This is a genomic window from Bacillus sp. JJ1533 (assembly GCF_036965045.1).
GTDB lineage: Bacteria > Bacillota > Bacilli > Bacillales > Bacillaceae_L > Ferdinandcohnia.
In genome coordinates, this window is sequence record NZ_JBALOV010000014.1 from 29209 (window position 1) to 46418 (window position 17210).

The 17210-nt window shown below is 35.8% G+C and carries 18 protein-coding genes; all 18 read right to left on the minus strand.

Features of this window, described 5'->3' with window-relative positions; genetic code table 11:
• Positions 1 to 7: 7 nt before the first annotated feature.
• Complete coding sequence (locus tag V7138_RS07525; RefSeq protein ID WP_335395608.1) at positions 8 to 256, minus strand: hypothetical protein; 249 nt, start codon at positions 254 to 256, stop codon at positions 8 to 10.
• Positions 257 to 285: 29 nt separating this feature from the next.
• A complete protein-coding gene (locus V7138_RS07530) occupies positions 286 to 1197 on the minus strand; it encodes a Phenylacetic acid catabolic protein (protein WP_335395611.1) in 912 nt (303 codons plus the stop codon).
• 42 nt (positions 1198 to 1239) lie between these two features.
• On the minus strand, positions 1240 to 2406 hold the full coding sequence (locus V7138_RS07535) for a thiolase family protein (RefSeq protein WP_335395613.1): 1167 nt from the start codon (positions 2404 to 2406) through the stop codon (positions 1240 to 1242).
• Between the two features lie 24 nt (positions 2407 to 2430).
• Positions 2431 to 3030: a TetR/AcrR family transcriptional regulator gene (locus tag V7138_RS07540; protein ID WP_335395616.1), complete on the minus strand. Its 600-nt coding sequence runs from the start codon at positions 3028 to 3030 to the stop codon at positions 2431 to 2433.
• A gap of 27 nt (positions 3031 to 3057) precedes the next feature.
• Positions 3058 to 3507, minus strand: a complete 450-nt coding sequence (locus V7138_RS07545; RefSeq protein ID WP_335395618.1) for a MaoC family dehydratase — start codon at positions 3505 to 3507, stop codon at positions 3058 to 3060.
• Positions 3504 to 3920, minus strand: a complete 417-nt coding sequence (locus tag V7138_RS07550) for an acyl-CoA thioesterase (protein WP_335395621.1) — start codon at positions 3918 to 3920, stop codon at positions 3504 to 3506. Before V7138_RS07550 ends, V7138_RS07545 begins: the two co-directional genes overlap by 4 nt.
• A gap of 193 nt (positions 3921 to 4113) precedes the next feature.
• Positions 4114 to 5346, minus strand: coding sequence for an ABC transporter substrate-binding protein (locus V7138_RS07555; RefSeq protein WP_335395624.1), 1233 nt, complete (start codon positions 5344 to 5346; stop codon positions 4114 to 4116).
• A 139-nt stretch (positions 5347 to 5485) separates the two neighbouring features.
• Positions 5486 to 6535, minus strand: coding sequence for a branched-chain amino acid ABC transporter permease (locus V7138_RS07560; RefSeq protein ID WP_335395627.1), 1050 nt, complete (start codon positions 6533 to 6535; stop codon positions 5486 to 5488).
• 22 nt (positions 6536 to 6557) lie between these two features.
• Positions 6558 to 7430, minus strand: a complete 873-nt coding sequence (locus V7138_RS07565; RefSeq protein WP_335395630.1) for a branched-chain amino acid ABC transporter permease — start codon at positions 7428 to 7430, stop codon at positions 6558 to 6560.
• Positions 7430 to 9334: an AMP-dependent synthetase/ligase gene (locus V7138_RS07570; RefSeq protein ID WP_335395634.1), complete on the minus strand. Its 1905-nt coding sequence runs from the start codon at positions 9332 to 9334 to the stop codon at positions 7430 to 7432. The genes V7138_RS07565 and V7138_RS07570 overlap by 1 nt, the downstream gene beginning before the upstream one ends.
• The gene (locus tag V7138_RS07575; RefSeq protein WP_335395636.1) at positions 9318 to 10142 is read right to left on the minus strand and encodes an ABC transporter ATP-binding protein; all 825 of its coding nucleotides are present in this window, start codon (positions 10140 to 10142) and stop codon (positions 9318 to 9320) included. The genes V7138_RS07570 and V7138_RS07575 overlap by 17 nt, the downstream gene beginning before the upstream one ends.
• A 12-nt stretch (positions 10143 to 10154) precedes the next feature.
• Positions 10155 to 10940 carry an ABC transporter ATP-binding protein gene (locus V7138_RS07580; RefSeq protein ID WP_335395639.1) on the minus strand — a complete coding sequence of 262 codons (786 nt, stop codon included), beginning with the start codon at positions 10938 to 10940 and terminating at the stop codon, positions 10155 to 10157.
• 76 nt (positions 10941 to 11016) lie between these two features.
• The gene (locus V7138_RS07585) at positions 11017 to 12156 is read right to left on the minus strand and encodes an acyl-CoA dehydrogenase family protein (protein ID WP_335395641.1); all 1140 of its coding nucleotides are present in this window, start codon (positions 12154 to 12156) and stop codon (positions 11017 to 11019) included.
• 33 nt (positions 12157 to 12189) lie between these two features.
• On the minus strand, positions 12190 to 12966 hold the full coding sequence (locus V7138_RS07590) for an enoyl-CoA hydratase/isomerase family protein (RefSeq protein WP_335395643.1): 777 nt from the start codon (positions 12964 to 12966) through the stop codon (positions 12190 to 12192).
• 10 nt (positions 12967 to 12976) lie between these two features.
• Positions 12977 to 14524, minus strand: coding sequence for a class I adenylate-forming enzyme family protein (locus V7138_RS07595; protein WP_335395645.1), 1548 nt, complete (start codon positions 14522 to 14524; stop codon positions 12977 to 12979).
• 282 nt (positions 14525 to 14806) lie between these two features.
• A complete protein-coding gene (fabG, locus tag V7138_RS07600; protein WP_335395646.1) occupies positions 14807 to 15568 on the minus strand; it encodes a 3-oxoacyl-ACP reductase FabG in 762 nt (253 codons plus the stop codon).
• Between the two features lie 27 nt (positions 15569 to 15595).
• Complete coding sequence (locus V7138_RS07605) at positions 15596 to 16024, minus strand: Zn-ribbon domain-containing OB-fold protein (RefSeq protein WP_335395648.1); 429 nt, start codon at positions 16022 to 16024, stop codon at positions 15596 to 15598.
• Positions 16025 to 17200 carry a thiolase family protein gene (locus tag V7138_RS07610; RefSeq protein ID WP_335395651.1) on the minus strand — a complete coding sequence of 392 codons (1176 nt, stop codon included), beginning with the start codon at positions 17198 to 17200 and terminating at the stop codon, positions 16025 to 16027.
• Positions 17201 to 17210: the final 10 nt, after the last annotated feature.

Genomic DNA, 17210 nt, shown 5'->3' on the forward strand with positions numbered 1-17210 from the left:
ATAATGGTTAATATGTTACTGTCGCTTGACGGTATGATTTGTCTTTAGCTAAACCTAAATACTCTGAATCCTCAATCGTATGAAACTGATGTCTTTCAATAACAGTTAATTTATAGCAGTTTTCACGCCGCGCAAAAATTTCGCGTGCACTGTGTAGAGCCAGTCTTTCATTCGGTGCACGCACACTTCCAACATGTACTGGGTTTCTCTCGGCTTGTTCATGTCTAATCACTTCATAAATTTTGAATCCATTCATGATTACATCCTCCTTATCTACCGTCTTTACTATATTTTTTTGATTAGTTCTCTAATCCAGCGTGAGGATTCGTAACTTGTTTCAACTTTCTTACGCCAATATTCAGAACATGGGCCATTCCCCTTTAAGACATGTTTGACCTCTTCCCAATTTGGCATTGTGTAACTCCAATATCCGGTTTCTTTATCTTTCAATAACTGTGGGTCATTAATTTGGTATCCAAGTGATTCAATTAATGGAACAATTTTATTTAACCAATTGTCACGAATCGTATCGTTAAAATCTACTTTCACTTTCATTTTCAGTGCCTTATTCTTAGGTTTGTTTCGGTCTGATGGTCCAAAATAAGCTAACATTCTTGGAAACCATAAATCTATCGAAGCTTGAATCGTATCCTTTTGTTTCTGAGTTCCGTTTTTTGATATTTGTTTAATCATATTAATTGCAAGATTATAATGAAATGCTTCTTCTTTCATGATTTTACGTAAAGACCTTTGATAAGGAAGAAAACTTGTATTAACTAAAGACTGAAATTGAACAATGGCTGCTGTGTTCTGTAACAACATACCGGAAACCATTTCTTCAAAAGTTTTGAAGTCATAATGAAAAATATTTAATAATTTATTTTCCCCACTTATATACCCTTCAACAATTTCCTCTCTTGATAAACCCATATCTTCACAAGATCGAATAAGGATATGCGCATGCCCCATTTCATCTTGGGATTTAGCCGTGTACATCATTTTTCGAATAATGGATGGATTTTTAGGGATCCATTCAGAAAATATCATTCCACCGACAATTTCTGCCAAAGCTTGAAATCCCATTACACGTCTAACTTCAATTTTATAATCCTCAGGCATCCAATCTGTAGCATCAACCTTGCCGCCGTTTGATACATATTCAATAAACTCTTGCGTTTTATCGCCAGATACAGTCATTCAAAGCCCCTCCTCTAAATATTTAATTAACGTTAATTAAAATTACATCTTAAATATATGGATACCGACAGCTGCAGAATCTTCACCAATTCGACCACCTGAATTATGTGTTAATCCAACCTTGGCATTTTGTACTTGTCGTTCTCCTGCATCCCCACGTAATTGCCAAACAATCTCACATATTTGTGCCACACCTGTGGCTCCGCTTGGATTCCCTTTCGATACTAACCCACCGCTCGTATTGACAGGAATCATACCTCCTAATGTTGTATCACTATTTTCTATCAATCTAATACCTTCTCCTTGTTTTGCAAACCCAAGTGATTCATATAGAAGAAGTTCTGCTGGAGAAGTTGCATCATGAACCTCAGCTAAATCAACATCACTAGGATCAAGTCCGGCAACTGCGTAGGCTTTCTGAACTGCTTTTTCGACAGCACTATTGCCACTCCCAAGATTAGCCGAGCCCGATTGTATGACTGAGGCTGCAATACTCACTGCTTTCTTTACTTTTTTTCGGTTTGAAACAGAACGGTTAGATAACACAATTGCCGCAGATCCATCTCCTATTGGAGAACACATGAACCGAGTCAATGGGTCAACTACTTTAGGAGAAGCTAGTATATCCTCTATACTTAATCGATCTCTGTATTGTGCTAATGGATTTAAGGAAGCGTGAAACCGGTTCTTACTAGCTATTTTGGCTAAGTGTATCGGTTTAGCTCCATATAGATCCATGTATTTCTTTGCTTTTTTTGCATACGATTCCATAAACACGCTGTTGTTTTGTTCTGCTTGAGTTTTTTCAACATCTGTTGCCGCTGCTAAAGCAAGTAAGGTTTTTTTTCTTTCTTCATGATAGAGCTTTTCCGTTCCAACAACTAAAACTGCATTATATTGACCTAATTCAACTGCCATACTTGCTAAATTAAAAGCGGTAGACCCGCTTGCACAGGCATTTTCAATATTGTAAATTGGTATCCCTGACAAACCCGAATCCCAAAAACTAACCTGCCCCCTGATACATTCTTGCCCTGTAATAAATCCTGCCATGGAATTAGCAAAAAATATTGCTTCAATTTCATTTTTTTCTACGTCTGCATCTTTCAACGCTAGTTCCACTGATAGTCGAGTCAAGTTCCTTAACGTTAATTCTGGGTATCTGCCAAATCTGGTCATACCAACACCTATAATTGATACTCTTTTCATAATCCTACTCCTTGTTAAATGTCTTTATCGTTTCAGTCCGTTTGATATCATTTGATAAAATATATCTACTATACTATCAATATCTACTTTTTCGTTCGGATCATACCATTTATAAATCCAACTACACGCCCCAAGAATTCCATTAACTACAATAACAGGGTCTAATTCGATAAAATCTCCACTATTTACACCTTGCTTATAAATATCTTGAATGAGTTTAACAAATTTCTTTTCTTGCTCAGTTATAAGGATAAAGTGTTCATCTGTTAGTTGGTGTTTTTCTTGAAAAAATACAGTAAAGATATCCATATTGTTTGAAACTAAGTAGATATATTCCTTTATTGCTCTTTTCAATTTCTCATCTGGACTACTGGATTCTTTAACAATTCGTTTCATAGCTTCTAAACCTAAATCCATGGTTTTTTGATATATGAAAAATAATATTTCTTGTTTGTTTTTCACATGATAATATAAAGCTGGTGCAGTTATTTGTAATTCTTCTACCACGTCTTTTAATGTTGCATTTTTATAGCCTTTTTCACGAAAAATTTTCGCAGCGTGCTCTATAATCTCAATACGCCTAGAGCTTTTTTTATTTTTCCTTCTTTCTATAGATTTTTCCATTTAATCACACGTCTCCATCTGTAGTTATTACTTGATTCTCACCAAAACGACAGCAGAAGCTTCAACTACTCTTTCTTCATGTTGGTTCGTACAATATCCTTTTAATTGAACAAATCCCGCCTGAAGCTTCTCTTTAAGTGTCAATTTATCTACAACCCATCTTGTTTGTATTGTGTCATTGGCGTAAACTGGGCTTGTAAATTTCCCTTGAATATCTGTATTAGCCACTGCTGTTCCTGAAAAATAGTTTCCTAATGCGCTTGCCATTACTCCAAGAGTAAAGGGACCGGGAAATATTCGCTGCTTAAACTTTGTCTGATCCACAAATAACTGATTAACATGTACAGGGTTAAAGTCGCCTAACAAGGCACTTCCTAAAACAAGATGTGTTTCTGTCAAAGTGATTGTTGAAGTAAACTCATCGCCGATTTTTAAATCATCAAAAAATCTTCCTTGAGCTACATTTACTGTTATCATGCATAATTCACCTCTTTTTGGATTTGTAAAAACTTCAAATATAAATCATTAGGTATTCTAATGGGTTTAAAATTAGTTATATCGATAAATCTATGGTCTGTTCTGCCCCTTACCAAAGTTTTATCCTCTTCTTTAAAAATCTCAAAATGAATACTAAAACCTTTATCTGATAAGTCCTGTAATTGAATATTAACCACTAGTTTATCTTCCAATCTAGCAGGTTGAAAATAATGACACTGGCTATACACAATAGGAGTTCCAATATTAAATTCCTCTGATAATACTTTGTTTGATAAGCCAAATTTTCTAAGCATCTGAGCTTCTGCTTTTTCTGCATAAGTGTAATATCTACCAAAATATACTACCCTTGCATAGTCAACATCATCGAAATCAACGATCAATTCAAAGTCCATCCACAGTTCCTCATTTCAACTAATTTGGTTTTAATTTATGCACTAATTTTGATGGATTACTAAGTTATCGTTTGTTCTTCAATTTCATGAACTGAAAAATCAGGAGAATCCAACTTTATGGTTTAAAGTTCACAATTTTAGTTGGGTGCACCCTCCTTAGAACAAATACTAAGGAAGGGTGCATTATCTATGTTTATTTTCCAATTTGATTGATGTCTGTTGTTTCAGGTGCTTTTGGATCGGATACTTGTGTCCAACTTTTGTCAGGAATATTACTTTCAAAAACTCTTGTTTCAGTAAGTCCATAATGGCGCTCAGGACTAAAGGATAAATTAGACATTAATCCCTTCATATCAATATTTGACATTCTTTCTGCTTGTGTAATAAATTTTTCAGTAGTGATGTCGTCCCCAACTGCTTTTAATATTTCAACTAACGTAATGGCATTTACTAATCCAAACATCATATTATTATTTAACGTTTCACCTGGAGCAAACTCTGAAACAATCCCATTAATTTCATCCAATGCTGGATCATCAAGCGGCGCGAAATAATCAACCAATAAATACCCTTCACCAGTATTACCTGCAATATCAAAGAATGGGTCGCCACGAGAAGGTCCAGTTCCTATCACCAGTGGGTCATAACCTATTTTATTTGCTTCTTTCATAAATTGACCTGCAGTAGTATAAATACCAGCGACAAATACCTGCTCTACTCCCTTTCGTTGCAGATTTGTAACTTGAGAACTTATATCCTCAGCACCCCTAGGGAAAGCTTCCTCAGCGATAATTTCTACACCCAATGCTTTTGCCTCTTCCTTTGCACCATTTAAGAAATCTATACCGAAGTCATCGTCTTGGTATAACACACCGATTTGTGGTTTAGATATGTCTAATTCTTTTGCAATATAATTAATTACTCTGCTTCCCTGCAGACTATATGGTACAGCTGAGCTAAAAATCATAGGTCGATGTGGAATATGGTTAACGGATGAAAATCCTAAACTAAAGGTTGGGACTTTATTTTCATCAATAAAATCATATGCTCCCGCAAACGCAGCTGACCCCTGTACACCTGCTAATGCAAAAATCTCGTCATTAAATACTAGTTTGTTAATTGCAGTTGCAGTAGTGGCTGGATTCGCACCATTATCCTCAGTAGAAAGTTTCAGTTGTCTGCCATTTATTCCACCATTTTTGTTAATATAATCAAAGTACGTCTTTACCCCTACTTCCATTTGGGTGCCTGCAGCTTGATATGGGCCAGTTAAGTCCACCAATAATCCAATATTAATAGTTTGATCAGATATACCTCGACTCGCATTATTACTAGATTCATTGGCAGTTTTGTTTCCTCCCCCTGAACATGCTGACAAGACAACAAGAGTTATTAATACAGTGACAATCCACAATCGTTTTACCATAGTTTCACTCCTTACTTTCTAGTTTTAAATTGTCGTCAACTACCTTTTGACTTCATTTTTATTTTAAAACAATCCTTATCAGCCTTACCTTCAAGTATTTCTTATAAGTGATTGCTAAATAAACATAATATTCAATCTACTAAGAGTGCTTATATGGAAAAGAATCAAATTTTCCTTTAATATTTTTCCAAATCCCATATAATCCCTTTGGTTCAAACATCAGAAACAGTATAATAATTAGTCCATAAACACTTTGACTTAACAAAGCAAACATGGATGTTAATTGTGGTACTAAGTCATTGAAGGAATTTACTGCCATACGTAAACCTTCTGGAAGTATGGAGATAAACAAAGCACCAATAACTGCTCCAGGTATAGTACCCATACCACCTGCAATAAGCATTGCTAAATACCCAATCGACATCTCAATACTAAAGTGATCAGGACTTATAAAACCTACCAAATATGCAAATAGACAACCCGTAATACCAGCATAAAATGATGAGATTCCAAAAGCTAAAACTTTGTACTTAATCAAATTTATCCCCATTGTTGCTGCTGCTACATCACTATCCCTAATGGCGACAAGAGCTCTCCCCAACTTACTACGAAACTTTATATTAGCTGCCAAGATTATTAATACAATGACGAAGGGAATAATCAAAAAATAAAATTCTATCTGTGTTTTTACAACCCAAAACCCAATTACAGGTTTAGTTATGCTCATACCATTATGTCCACCAGTAAAATTGGAAAGCTTTGCAATGACATACAAAATAATAAAATGAAAAACAAAAGTTGATACTGCTAAATACAGTCCTTCCAATCTTAATGCTGGCAACCCCACTATAAATCCAAATAACATTGTAATGATCGCAGTTAAAAAGAGAACGAGTATAAATGAGAATCCATAACTTGATAAAATCGCAGCCACATATGCACCAATAGCCACAAATGCTCCATGCCCTATTGAAATTAACCCTGTCAATCCGGTTAAAATATTTAATCCCAAAGCTCCTATTACAGCAATCAAAGCAAAGTTCAATGTGTTCAACCAATAATTCCCTAAAAACAGCGGCAATCCTAGTGAAAAAATAATCGCCATCGTTACAAATAATTTTCGATTTACTGTATTAAGCAGAGTAATTTCTTGTTTATAGTTAATATGAAAGTTTCCACTTCTAGCCAAATTTCCACCTCCTTGAATTACATCAAACTCTTTTGACCTCCACTGTGCCGTATAATCCATGTGGTTTGACCATTAAAACGATAAATAAAACAACAAATGCGGCTATTTCTTTAATATCCCCACCAATAAATCCTCCTGCAAAGGATTCCACCAAGCCAATCGTTATTCCACCTACAATAGATCCTTTAATACTATCTATTCCTCCTAGAAAAATAGCAGGTAGTGCTTTCAATCCTACTATATACATGCTTGGAGTTACGTAATTTATTTGGCTATAGAATATCCCTCCAATTCCTGCCACTAGTGTAGCGATAAGCCAAGAAATCATAAGAATTGAGGTAACACTTATTCCCATTGCCTGTGCGACTTCTTTGTTTTCTGCCGATGCTCTCATTGCAAGACCAATTTTTGAATAACGAAAAAAGATAGTGATGGCAACAATTAAAATTGTACTGGATACAATCGTCCAAAACTCTAATTCATACAGAGAGGCAGAGCCTATTTTTAACGTTCCCTCACCAAAAAAAGATGGAATTCTTGTTTCTTTTAATCCAAACACAATTCCACTTAATCCTCTTAAAAAACTAGCAATCCCAATAGTAACCATAATAGAAGAAAGGACTGATTCATCGATAAACCTTTGCATAACAAGCCGGTTTAAAAGGTAGCCGAGTAAAACCATACAAAGTAACGTAATCAGTAACGCTATTCCAATCCCCCACTTCATATCAACTAAGAGGAAGAGAGCGATATAAGCTCCTATCATAACGAGTTCTCCCTGGGCCATATTAATGATTTTAGAAGCTTTATAGATGACTACAAACCCAAGTGCTACTAATGCATAAATACTCCCAACTGACAAACCACTTACAAATAACTGAAGAAGATATTCCATTACACAACTCCTTCTTTTTCAGAGTACATTCCTTCGATTACATCCTTATATTTCCCTTCTATAGTTTCACGCCTTAACATAAAGATACTTGTTAGCTCCTCATCACTTTGATCGAGTTCCTTTTCTAACAATGTAAACCTCTTAATTGTTTCTTCTAAAGGTAATAGATTGTTAATCGTACTAATTTCTTGTTGAATGAGTGAGACCACTTTTTCATTCTGCACCATATTTTTAAAGGTAGTGTACGGTATTTTATTTTTTTGCATCCAGTACCCTATATTCTTTACATCGACTTCAATCAATGCTGTAAGGAACTTGCGATCTTTGCCTATTAAGATCATTTCTTTTATATATGGACTAACTTTGAATTTTTTCTCGATTTCTTGTGGAGAGATTCTAGTCCCTTCCGAGGTAAAAAAGATATCCTTTTTTCGGCCGACTAAGTACAATTGCCCAGAATCAACAAATCTTCCAATATCACCTGTTTGCAACCATTCACCATTAACAGCCGAGGCAGAAGCTGCAAAATCCTTATAGTATCCAGCGAAAATATTTTTACCTTTAATTAAGACTTCTCCCTCATTATTTAAAGTAACCTCAACTCCAGGAACATTTTTCCCGACTGTGCCAAATAAATAGTCATCCCCTTGATGGACAGTTACAAATCCCGTGCATTCTGTTTGCCCGTATCCTTCTCTAATTTCTAAACCTAACATACGATAAAACTTAATAATCTCATGTGCTATTGAACCAAATCCATTAATACAAACGCGTACTCGACGAAGTCCTAGATGATCTAACAATCTTCTAAACACTAAAAAGTGAAAAAATCGATATTGTACTTTGAGACCAAAGTTGATGCGATCACCAGTGCTTTTCTTATTAATATAATTCAAGCCAACCTTAGTACCTTGTTTATATATAACACGCCCAAGAAATGTAGATTCTTTCATCTTTATTAAATGATTAGAATAGATTTTTTCCAAAATGCGGGGAACTGCAACAAATAACGTCGGGGCAATCTCTTTTAGATCCTTTTCTACGGTTTCTACACTTTCTGCAAAATTTACGATCCCTCCAATATAAAGAGGACTATATAATGACATTATTCTTTCTAGCATATGGGGCAAAGGGAGAAACGAAACAACTGTATCGCCTTCGTATAACTTACATACCGATTGAAATTGTATAACTGATGTAAGTATATTATGTTGAGTTATCATTGCCCCTTTAGGAGAACCAGTACTTCCAGATGTATAGACGATCATAGATACATCATGTTTTTCAATAGATAACAATTCTTCCAAATATTCATCTGGATGTAGATTCACGTGTTTTTTTCCGGTTTCTTGAACAGCACGAAATGTAGTAATCGTATCTTTAAGATAACGTTGAATTCCTTTAACATTGATCACAATGATTTTCTCTAGTTTAGGCAAGGTTACTTTACACTCTAATACTTTATCTAATTGCTCTTGATCTGAAACTACACATACTTTTGCGTCTGAGTGGGATAGCATGAAGTGCAGATCCGACTGAGTGCTACTAATGGGAATCCCAACACTAATTCCGCCAATATGCTGTGTTGCCAAATCAGCATAAATCCATTCAGGGCAGTTATCAACTAATATTGCGAGTTTATCACCCTTCTTGAACCCAGAAGCTTTTAACCCAGATGCAAATAGCTTAACGTGCTCATAATATTCATTCCAACTTGTTTCTTTCCATATCCCTAACACCTTATGTCGAATAGCCGGTTTATCTCCTAATCGTAAGACTTGATTTAGAAAGATGATTGGAATGGTATTATTAAGCATTAGTTTTTCTTTATATTTATCCTGAATCTTAGGGGGAACCCCATCGACAGATAAACACCTTTCGCCGCTGCTAGCCAGTGATTTCATTTATTTCAGCCTCGCTCTGCTCGGGATTTGAAGTTTGATTAGAGTCATTTCCTAAATAAGCTCTAATTACATTTGGATCATTTTGAATTTGTTGTGGATTACCCTCGGCTATTTTTTCACCGAAATCTAGAACTGTAATTTTGTCAGCTAAATCCATGACGAAACTCATATCATGCTCAATCAATACCATAGTTGTTCCCAGTGTCATGCGGACTTCATTTATATAACGTGCCATATCTTCCTTTTCGTCAATGTTCATTCCGGCAATTGGCTCATCTAGTAATAACAATTTTGGTTCTCCAGCTAATGCACGCCCTAAATCTACTCGTTTTTGTAAACCATAAGGCAGATTACCTACAGTATGCATTCTATAATTCTCTATCTCCAAAAATTCTATAATTTCCTCTACCTTTTCCCTATGTTCAATTTCCTGTTTCATAGATTTACCTAAATAGACTGCAGATGCCAAAACACCTGATTTTATTAAACGATGTCTCCCTAGTAGTAGGTTCTCGATAACGGTCAAATTTTTAAACAACTCTATATTTTGAAAGACTCTGCCAATCCCTAACTCTGCAATTTGATGAGTTTTTTTACGATGTAGAGCTTGATCTTGAAAATATATATCTCCTGCTTGAAACTTATACAGCCCACTTATACAGTTAAGTAGACTGCTTTTACCCGCTCCGTTTGGCCCTATAACTGCGTGTAACTCACCGTTTCTGACGTCAATATCTATGTTGTGCAATACATGTAGTCCACGAAAGGATAAATTAAGGTTACTGACACGTAGTTGAATTTCAGACACTTGAATCCTCCCTCATGATAACCATCTTTTCTTACTTTTATATGATTTGATATTTTTGAAACTTCTTCTACTGGAATCTTTCCCTAATCCAAGGTAATATTCTTTAATATTGTCGTTTTCTAGCAAATTTGTACTAGTGTCTTCAAATACAATTTGTCCGTTTTCCAAAATATATCCATAATCAGAAATATTTAAGGCTATATTTGCATTTTGTTCTACCAACAAGATAGTGGTGTTATTTTCTAAATTAATTCGTTTGATAATTTCAAATATCCTTTCCACGAGTAACGGTGCCAATCCTAAGGAAGGTTCATCGAGGATCAACAATTTCGGATTGGCCATCAGAGCCCTACCAATAGCTATCATTTGTTGTTCTCCACCACTTAGATAGCCAGCTAAAGATTTCCTTCTTTCTCTGAGGACAGGAAAATAGTTGTAAATAAATTCAATATTTTCAGATATTTTCTTCTTTGTAAATCCACCAATTTTAAGGTTTTCTTCTACTGTTAATTCTTTGAAAATACCTCTTCCTTCAGGGACAATGCTAATTCCGCTTCTGACAATACTCTCTGGCTGTTGCTGATGAATTTCCTTACCATCTAGAATGACACTTCCCATTTCAATTTTTCCATTAACTGTATTTAAAAGACCCGTAATCGTCCTTAAAGCAGTTGTTTTCCCTGCTCCATTATTGCCTAGAAGGGCAACTATTTTGCCCTCAGGTACCGAAAATGAAATTCCATTTAGGGCTAAAATAACTTCGTTGTAGTAGACCTTTATATTATTTACTGCAAGCAATCCACCGCCTCCTTAATCTATTTTCTTAAAAGGCAGAAATTTTTATGAATAGTAACTTTGCTGTAGCTTCACGCATTTACAACTGTGAAAAAATAATATTCTTTTGAATTTCGGTCGTTCCACCTGCAATTTCCCAAAACTTCGCATCCCTCCATGCACGTTGAACGTCAAATTCCATCATATAGCCATTTCCGCCGAAGATTTGCATACCTTTGTTTGCCACATAGGTTAATGTTTCAGAGCTATAATATTTTGCCATGCTAGTTTCTTTGATTGCCAGTTCGCCATTATCACGCAATTCTGCTGCATGATTTGTTAGCAATCTTGATGCATTTATTTTTGTCTGCATCTCTGCCAAGTAATGTTGGATAACTTGAAATTCGGAGATACTTTTATTAAATTGTTTTCGCTGATTTGAATATAATAGAGCATCATCCATCACCTTTTGGGCATAACCTACTGTTACCGCAGCACCTGCAATCCGTTCGTCCCCAAATGTACTCATCAAATGATAGAAGCCATTTCCCAATTCGCCTAATACATTCTCTGCTGGCACAACGACATCTGTAAAAAACACTTCATTCGTTGATACAGCTTTCATTCCAAGCTTATCTAATTTGATTACTTCGATACCTGGTGTATTTTTATCTACTAAAAACATCGTTAATCCTTTATTCTTTGTTGCAGCTGAGTCTGTTTTTGCAAGTACCAATAAATAATCAGCAACATGAGCCCCGGTTGAAAACACCTTACTTCCATTCATAATAAATTCCTTGTCACCATTAAATTTCGCGGACGTTTTAATATTTGCAATATCTGATCCGGCATTAGGCTCCGTGACAGCTAGCGCAAACTTGATACTCCCATCGATAAGTTTTGGAAGATATTTTTCTTTTTGCATTTCATTTCCGTAAGAAAGTATTGATTTTCCTCCAAATACCACGCACATTATATAAGCGGTCGCAACAGCTGGAGCATGATATGAAAGTTCCTCCATTACCGTCACTAAATCTTTCATATCTCCATCCATGCCACCGTATTTTTGGGGAAAAGGCACTCCGAGAAAGCCCATCTCAGCCAAATCACGCATTTCTTTTTCTGGAAATTTTTCGTCAATATCTATTTCTCTGATGCGTTCAATAGGTATACTTTTTTTACAATATTTCCTTAACGTTGCTTTTAATAATTTTTGCTCATCAGCTAGCAATAAACTCATTTTATCCTCCTCTATCCCAAAAAGTATTTATTATTATCTGCCAACAAAGTTTGCTTTGCGTTTTTCTTTAAATGCTAGGATGCCCTCTTTAAGATCCTCTGTACCAAATAAGAATGTAGTAGAATCTATTAAATATTGATCTCGTTCGCCACCTAAATCTTGATCAATTCCTTGTTTAATCAATTCCAAAGAAAATGGTGCTTTCTCAGCTAAAGTATTGCCCCATTCTAATGCTTTAGGAATTAAATTCTCTGGATCGACATTCTCATTTATTAGACCCATTTCCTCTGCTTCGGCCGCAGAAAAATAGTGGCCTAGTAACAATAATTCCTTGGCTTTTCGCCTTCCAACTATACTCATTAACCGTGAAATCGCATATGGAGGAATGATGCCAAGTCCCCCCTCAGGAAATCCGAATTTAGCTTTACTCGATGAAATGACCAAATCACAAAATAATGTCAATTCCAATCCACCACCAAGTGTAAGACCATTTACAGCAGCAATAACTGGTTTTGGAAATCGCTCAATCTCACGAAAAACCTCTAATTGGGATTTGATATACTTACGGGCTGATTCAAAATTACCTATAGGAAGATTTTTTAAGTCTGCACCTGCTATAAAAAACCTCTCTGTCCCTGTTATAATGACCGTCTTTATTCTATTGTTCTCTTTTAATAGATTAAAAGCTTGCAAAATACCATTATTAACATCTTCACTTAAAGCGTTTGCATTTTCTGGTGAATGTATCGTCAACAATGCAATGTGTTCATCCTTAAATTCACAGATAACCTTTCTATTTCCAAATTCCATATTTTCACCCCTAAATCACTGAAGTACTGTGACCTTTCCAGTAATTTTTTCGTAATAACACTTTGTTGATTTTCCCTAATTCATTTCTCGGAAGAGCATCTACAAATTCAACCTTTGAAGGTTTCTTGTAACCAGCAATATGTTCTTTACAAAAACTAATAATTTCTTCTTCTGTCACTTGGTAACCAAGGTTTGGTACCACTACTGCCAGGACCGCTTCTCCCCATTTCTTATCAGGAATGCCAATGACTGATACTTCATTTACGGCAGGATGTCTATATAAGACTTCCTCTACTTCTCTTGGATAGATGTTAAAACCGCCACTGATAATCATGTCTTTTTTACGGTCTACAATATAGATAAATCTATCTTGATCCCATTTACCTATATCACCCGTATGGAACCATCCGTCTTTTATTACTTCTTCAGAAGGTTCATGATTCCAATAATTTTTCATTACATTCTCGCCTTTTACAATAATTTCTCCGGGTTGACCTACGCCGACCTCTTCACCATCTTCATTGACAATTTTTATACTCGCATTTAAAATTTCTTTCCCACAAGAAGCCAACCGTTCAGTCCATTCAGCGGACCCATTTAAAACATGCTCTTCTTTTCTTAAGGTTGTAACAATACTAGACGTTTCGGTTGAACCATAGCATTGACAAAATATAGAGCCGAATTGTTTTAAAGCCTTTTTTAAAATTTCAACTGGCATTGGTGCAGCTGCATATAAGATCATCTCTAAACTAGAGGTGTCATATTTTTCAAGTTGGTCAGAATCTAATAGCATGGAGATCATTGATGGCACAAGAAATGCATGTGTAATACTATATTTTTGAATTAATTCTAAAACAGTCTTAACTTCAAACTTAGAAACCACAACACGCATTCCTCTTAAAATCGCAGCCATATGGGGAACGCAAACAATGTGATAATAGGGCATTACAGCTAGATAAGTACCATTTTGATTATGAATAGCTTCAATAATAAAATTCGTAGCACTCTTTACTAGATTTATATGAGACAGTGGAACACCCTTTGGCTTTCCTGTAGTCCCACTTGTATAAAGTAACAATGCAATATCTTGAGGGCTTTTGTTTATAGTTGGCTTAAAATCGGATGAATTCTCCAACAGAGATTCGTATAAATAATCACAATTACCACCATCAATGGAAATCGTATAGTGTAATGAAGGAACATCAATGTTACTTAAGAGTTTTATAAATTCACTGCTGGTAACTACCACCTTGGTGCCTGAGTCCTCCAAAATATACTTAATCTCCTGTTCTCTTAACCTTTCATTAATGTTAACCATAATCATACCTGCCATTGTAATACCATATATTAATTCAGCAGACGCATAGGAATTGCTTAATATCATTGCAACCCTATCTCCGGGCTGTAATCCTAAATTTAGTAAAGCATTTGCAAAGCGTTTACTCCGCTCAAAAAGTAGAGAATACGTAATGTTTTTTGTATGTAACTCGTCAATAATAGCAACTTTCTCTGGTAATAACCTTGCCTGTTTTTCCACAATACTCGATACAAACTCCAAAATTAATCCCTCCTAATTAATAATTAAATATTATTGCAAAGGGTAACATCTACATTTTTTCTTCAACTTTAGTACAGCACATATGAGTAATAGAGTTCTTATTTTGACAAACGCCTTTACCTATTTTTTGGGAACAAATATTCTAGAGAGATTATTCATAAGAAGTGTGAGTAGTATAGTAGATACAGTCGGCCGCTCAAAAAAGAAAACCCTTTCATTATCTGCGTGAATAAAAATGGTGGAGTATCACAAATTAGATTAATTAATACTAATTAAAATAATTTAAAAAATAAAAAGATCTGCTCCACCTGTAATCGGTATACATTGGCCTGTTAGATAATCTGATTGGTCCGATAGTAGAAAGGCAACTAGATTTGCACCTTCCTGCGTTTCACCTACTCTTTTCAAAGGAACCTTATTTTCCATTCTTTGTTGATATTCTCTAGGAATTGTCTCCCATGCTGGAGATTTAAGAAAAGAAGGCGCAATACAATTCACACGAATATTATATTTTCCTCCCTCTAAAGCAAGTGATTTTGTAAAACCTATCACACCTGCTTTGGCTGCAGAATATACCACTTGACCAAAACCACCCATCATACCCGCTATAGAAGACATATTTACAATTCTTCCATAGTTTTGTAGACGCATGTCATCCCACACTGCCTTTGTCACATTAAATGCCCCAGTTAAATTAACATTTAGATCAGTTTGCCACATTTCGTATGTCATGTCTTTCATTTGTGCCATCGTATTCATTTTCGCTGCATTATTCACTAATAAAGAAATACTTCTATTCATATCTGTTTTAATATCATCAACAACAGCTTGAACTTGTTCAAAATCTGCAACGTCCATTTTATATGCTTTGGACTTTCTCCCCATATTTTGAATTTCATTCGCTGTTTCAACAGCAGCTTCATAATTCAAGTCAGCTACCACAACATCAGCACCATACCTAGCTATCGTTAATGCATCCATTTTCCCAATTCCTTGCCCTGCACCTGTCACTAAAGCCAATTGGCCTTCAAGATTATAGCTCATACTTATCATCCCTTCAGAATAAATAGATTATATTAATTGAAATGTAGGTAATACTCTGTCTTTTGAATATGGACTGTCAGGTACTTTTAACACATTAAGAGTTACCTTTTTGTTAATTTCGATATCTTCTTTTTGCGAATTCACGATTTGTGTATACAACCTTATTGGGCCAACCTTCACCAATGCAAAGACAAGAGGTCCTCTAAATTCTGCTGGAATGCCTGTTTCCTGTATTGTAAAAGCTTCAATAGTACCCTCATTTGGTAGAGTAATCCACTCAAATTGATCAGAAAGGCATTCTGGACAAACAGATTTTAGGGGAAAACTAATATGCCCACAATCCTGACACTTTGTTGTAGATAGAATTCCATTACGTAAATTATCGTAATAAGTGTAAAGCTTAGTAAATTGTTTGGTTTGTTGAGGGAAAGGATCCATTGTGTATGCATATTCCATTTATAACACCTCCGATGAAAAGATATTTACAACATGTTCACCAGGACCGCTATTATTGTGTGTAAGTCCTATTTTGGCTCCATTTACTTGTCTATCGCCAGCTTCTCCACGTAATTGCCAAAAAATTTCGCATGCTTGTGCAACTCCCGTAGCCCCTAACGGATGTCCACAGCCAATTAGCCCACCTCTGGGATTAACTACTACGTCTCCCCCATAAGTTGCGCGTCCACTCGTAACAAAACTACCGCCTTCTCCTTTTTCACAAAAGCCCATTTCTTCATAAACCAATAGCTCAGCAACACTAAAGCAATCATGAATCTCTGCTAAATCCACATCACTAGCTGTTATTCCCGCTGATTGATATGCATTTTGAGCAGCTAATTTTAATGCCGGCCAGGAAGCTAAATCTTCATATGAATTAGAAACTGTAAAGTTATTAACAACTTGACCACTTCCTGCTAAATAAACAGGTTTCGGGACAAGATCTCTAGCACGTTCATCAGAGGTTAATATTACCGCAGCAGCTCCATCCGTAATTGGGGAACAATCAAACAACCGTAATGGAGATGAAATGATACGTCCATTTAATGCATCCTCTATAGTTGTTGGTTTTCTAAAGTGAGCATTTTGATTTTTGGATGCATGATATCGGTTTTTAACAGAAACTGCTGCCAACTGTTCCTCTGTTGTACCATATTTATTCATATGAGCTTGTGCAGTAATGGCAAAAACAGGTGGAGCAGTCAAACCTATCGAGCTTTCAAATTCTCTGTCGAGTCCTGCACCCATGTTTCCAAAGGTTTCAGATATAACGGGTGTATTTAATTTTTCAACACCTACTACCATAACCGTTTTTGCTAAACCAGACACAATACTTGCATAAGCTAACCGAATTGCAACATTACCACTTGCACACATATGTTCAACACGAGTAGATAATGAAGTAGGTCGTATCCCAAGCGTTTCTTCAGCTAACGAAGCAACATGGCTTTGAAAGACATTTCTCTCTGGCAAAACCGAAGCAAGGATAAATCCATCAACATCCTTTGGCTTTATTGCACCCTTCAGCGAATCAAAACATGCTTTTCCAGCCTCAGCAATAAGCTCACGGTAAGTGGCATCTCGGACTCCGAACTTTGTCATACCTGCACCAATAAGACAAACTTTATTTTTCACTATGTTCACT

What these genes read in the sequence shown, in the direction of transcription:
- V7138_RS07525 (WP_335395608.1), bottom strand. Translation starts at nt 256, where the DNA reads ATGAATGGATTCAAAATTTATGAAGTGATTAGACATGAACAAGCCGAG.
- V7138_RS07605 (WP_335395648.1), bottom strand. Translation starts at nt 16,024, where the DNA reads ATGGAATATGCATACACAATGGATCCTTTCCCTCAACAAACCAAACAA.
- V7138_RS07545 (WP_335395618.1), bottom strand. Translation starts at nt 3,507, where the DNA reads ATGATAACAGTAAATGTAGCTCAAGGAAGATTTTTTGATGATTTAAAA.
- V7138_RS07565 (WP_335395630.1), bottom strand. Translation starts at nt 7,430, where the DNA reads ATGGAATATCTTCTTCAGTTATTTGTAAGTGGTTTGTCAGTTGGGAGT.
- V7138_RS07555 (WP_335395624.1), bottom strand. Translation starts at nt 5,346, where the DNA reads ATGGTAAAACGATTGTGGATTGTCACTGTATTAATAACTCTTGTTGTC.
- V7138_RS07585 (WP_335395641.1), bottom strand. Translation starts at nt 12,156, where the DNA reads ATGAGTTTATTGCTAGCTGATGAGCAAAAATTATTAAAAGCAACGTTA.
- V7138_RS07540 (WP_335395616.1), bottom strand. Translation starts at nt 3,030, where the DNA reads ATGGAAAAATCTATAGAAAGAAGGAAAAATAAAAAAAGCTCTAGGCGT.
- V7138_RS07535 (WP_335395613.1), bottom strand. Translation starts at nt 2,406, where the DNA reads ATGAAAAGAGTATCAATTATAGGTGTTGGTATGACCAGATTTGGCAGA.
- V7138_RS07530 (WP_335395611.1), bottom strand. Translation starts at nt 1,197, where the DNA reads ATGACTGTATCTGGCGATAAAACGCAAGAGTTTATTGAATATGTATCA.
- V7138_RS07570 (WP_335395634.1), bottom strand. Translation starts at nt 9,334, where the DNA reads ATGAAATCACTGGCTAGCAGCGGCGAAAGGTGTTTATCTGTCGATGGG.
- V7138_RS07550 (WP_335395621.1), bottom strand. Translation starts at nt 3,920, where the DNA reads ATGGACTTTGAATTGATCGTTGATTTCGATGATGTTGACTATGCAAGG.
- fabG (WP_335395646.1), bottom strand. Translation starts at nt 15,568, where the DNA reads ATGAGCTATAATCTTGAAGGCCAATTGGCTTTAGTGACAGGTGCAGGG.
- V7138_RS07590 (WP_335395643.1), bottom strand. Translation starts at nt 12,966, where the DNA reads ATGGAATTTGGAAATAGAAAGGTTATCTGTGAATTTAAGGATGAACAC.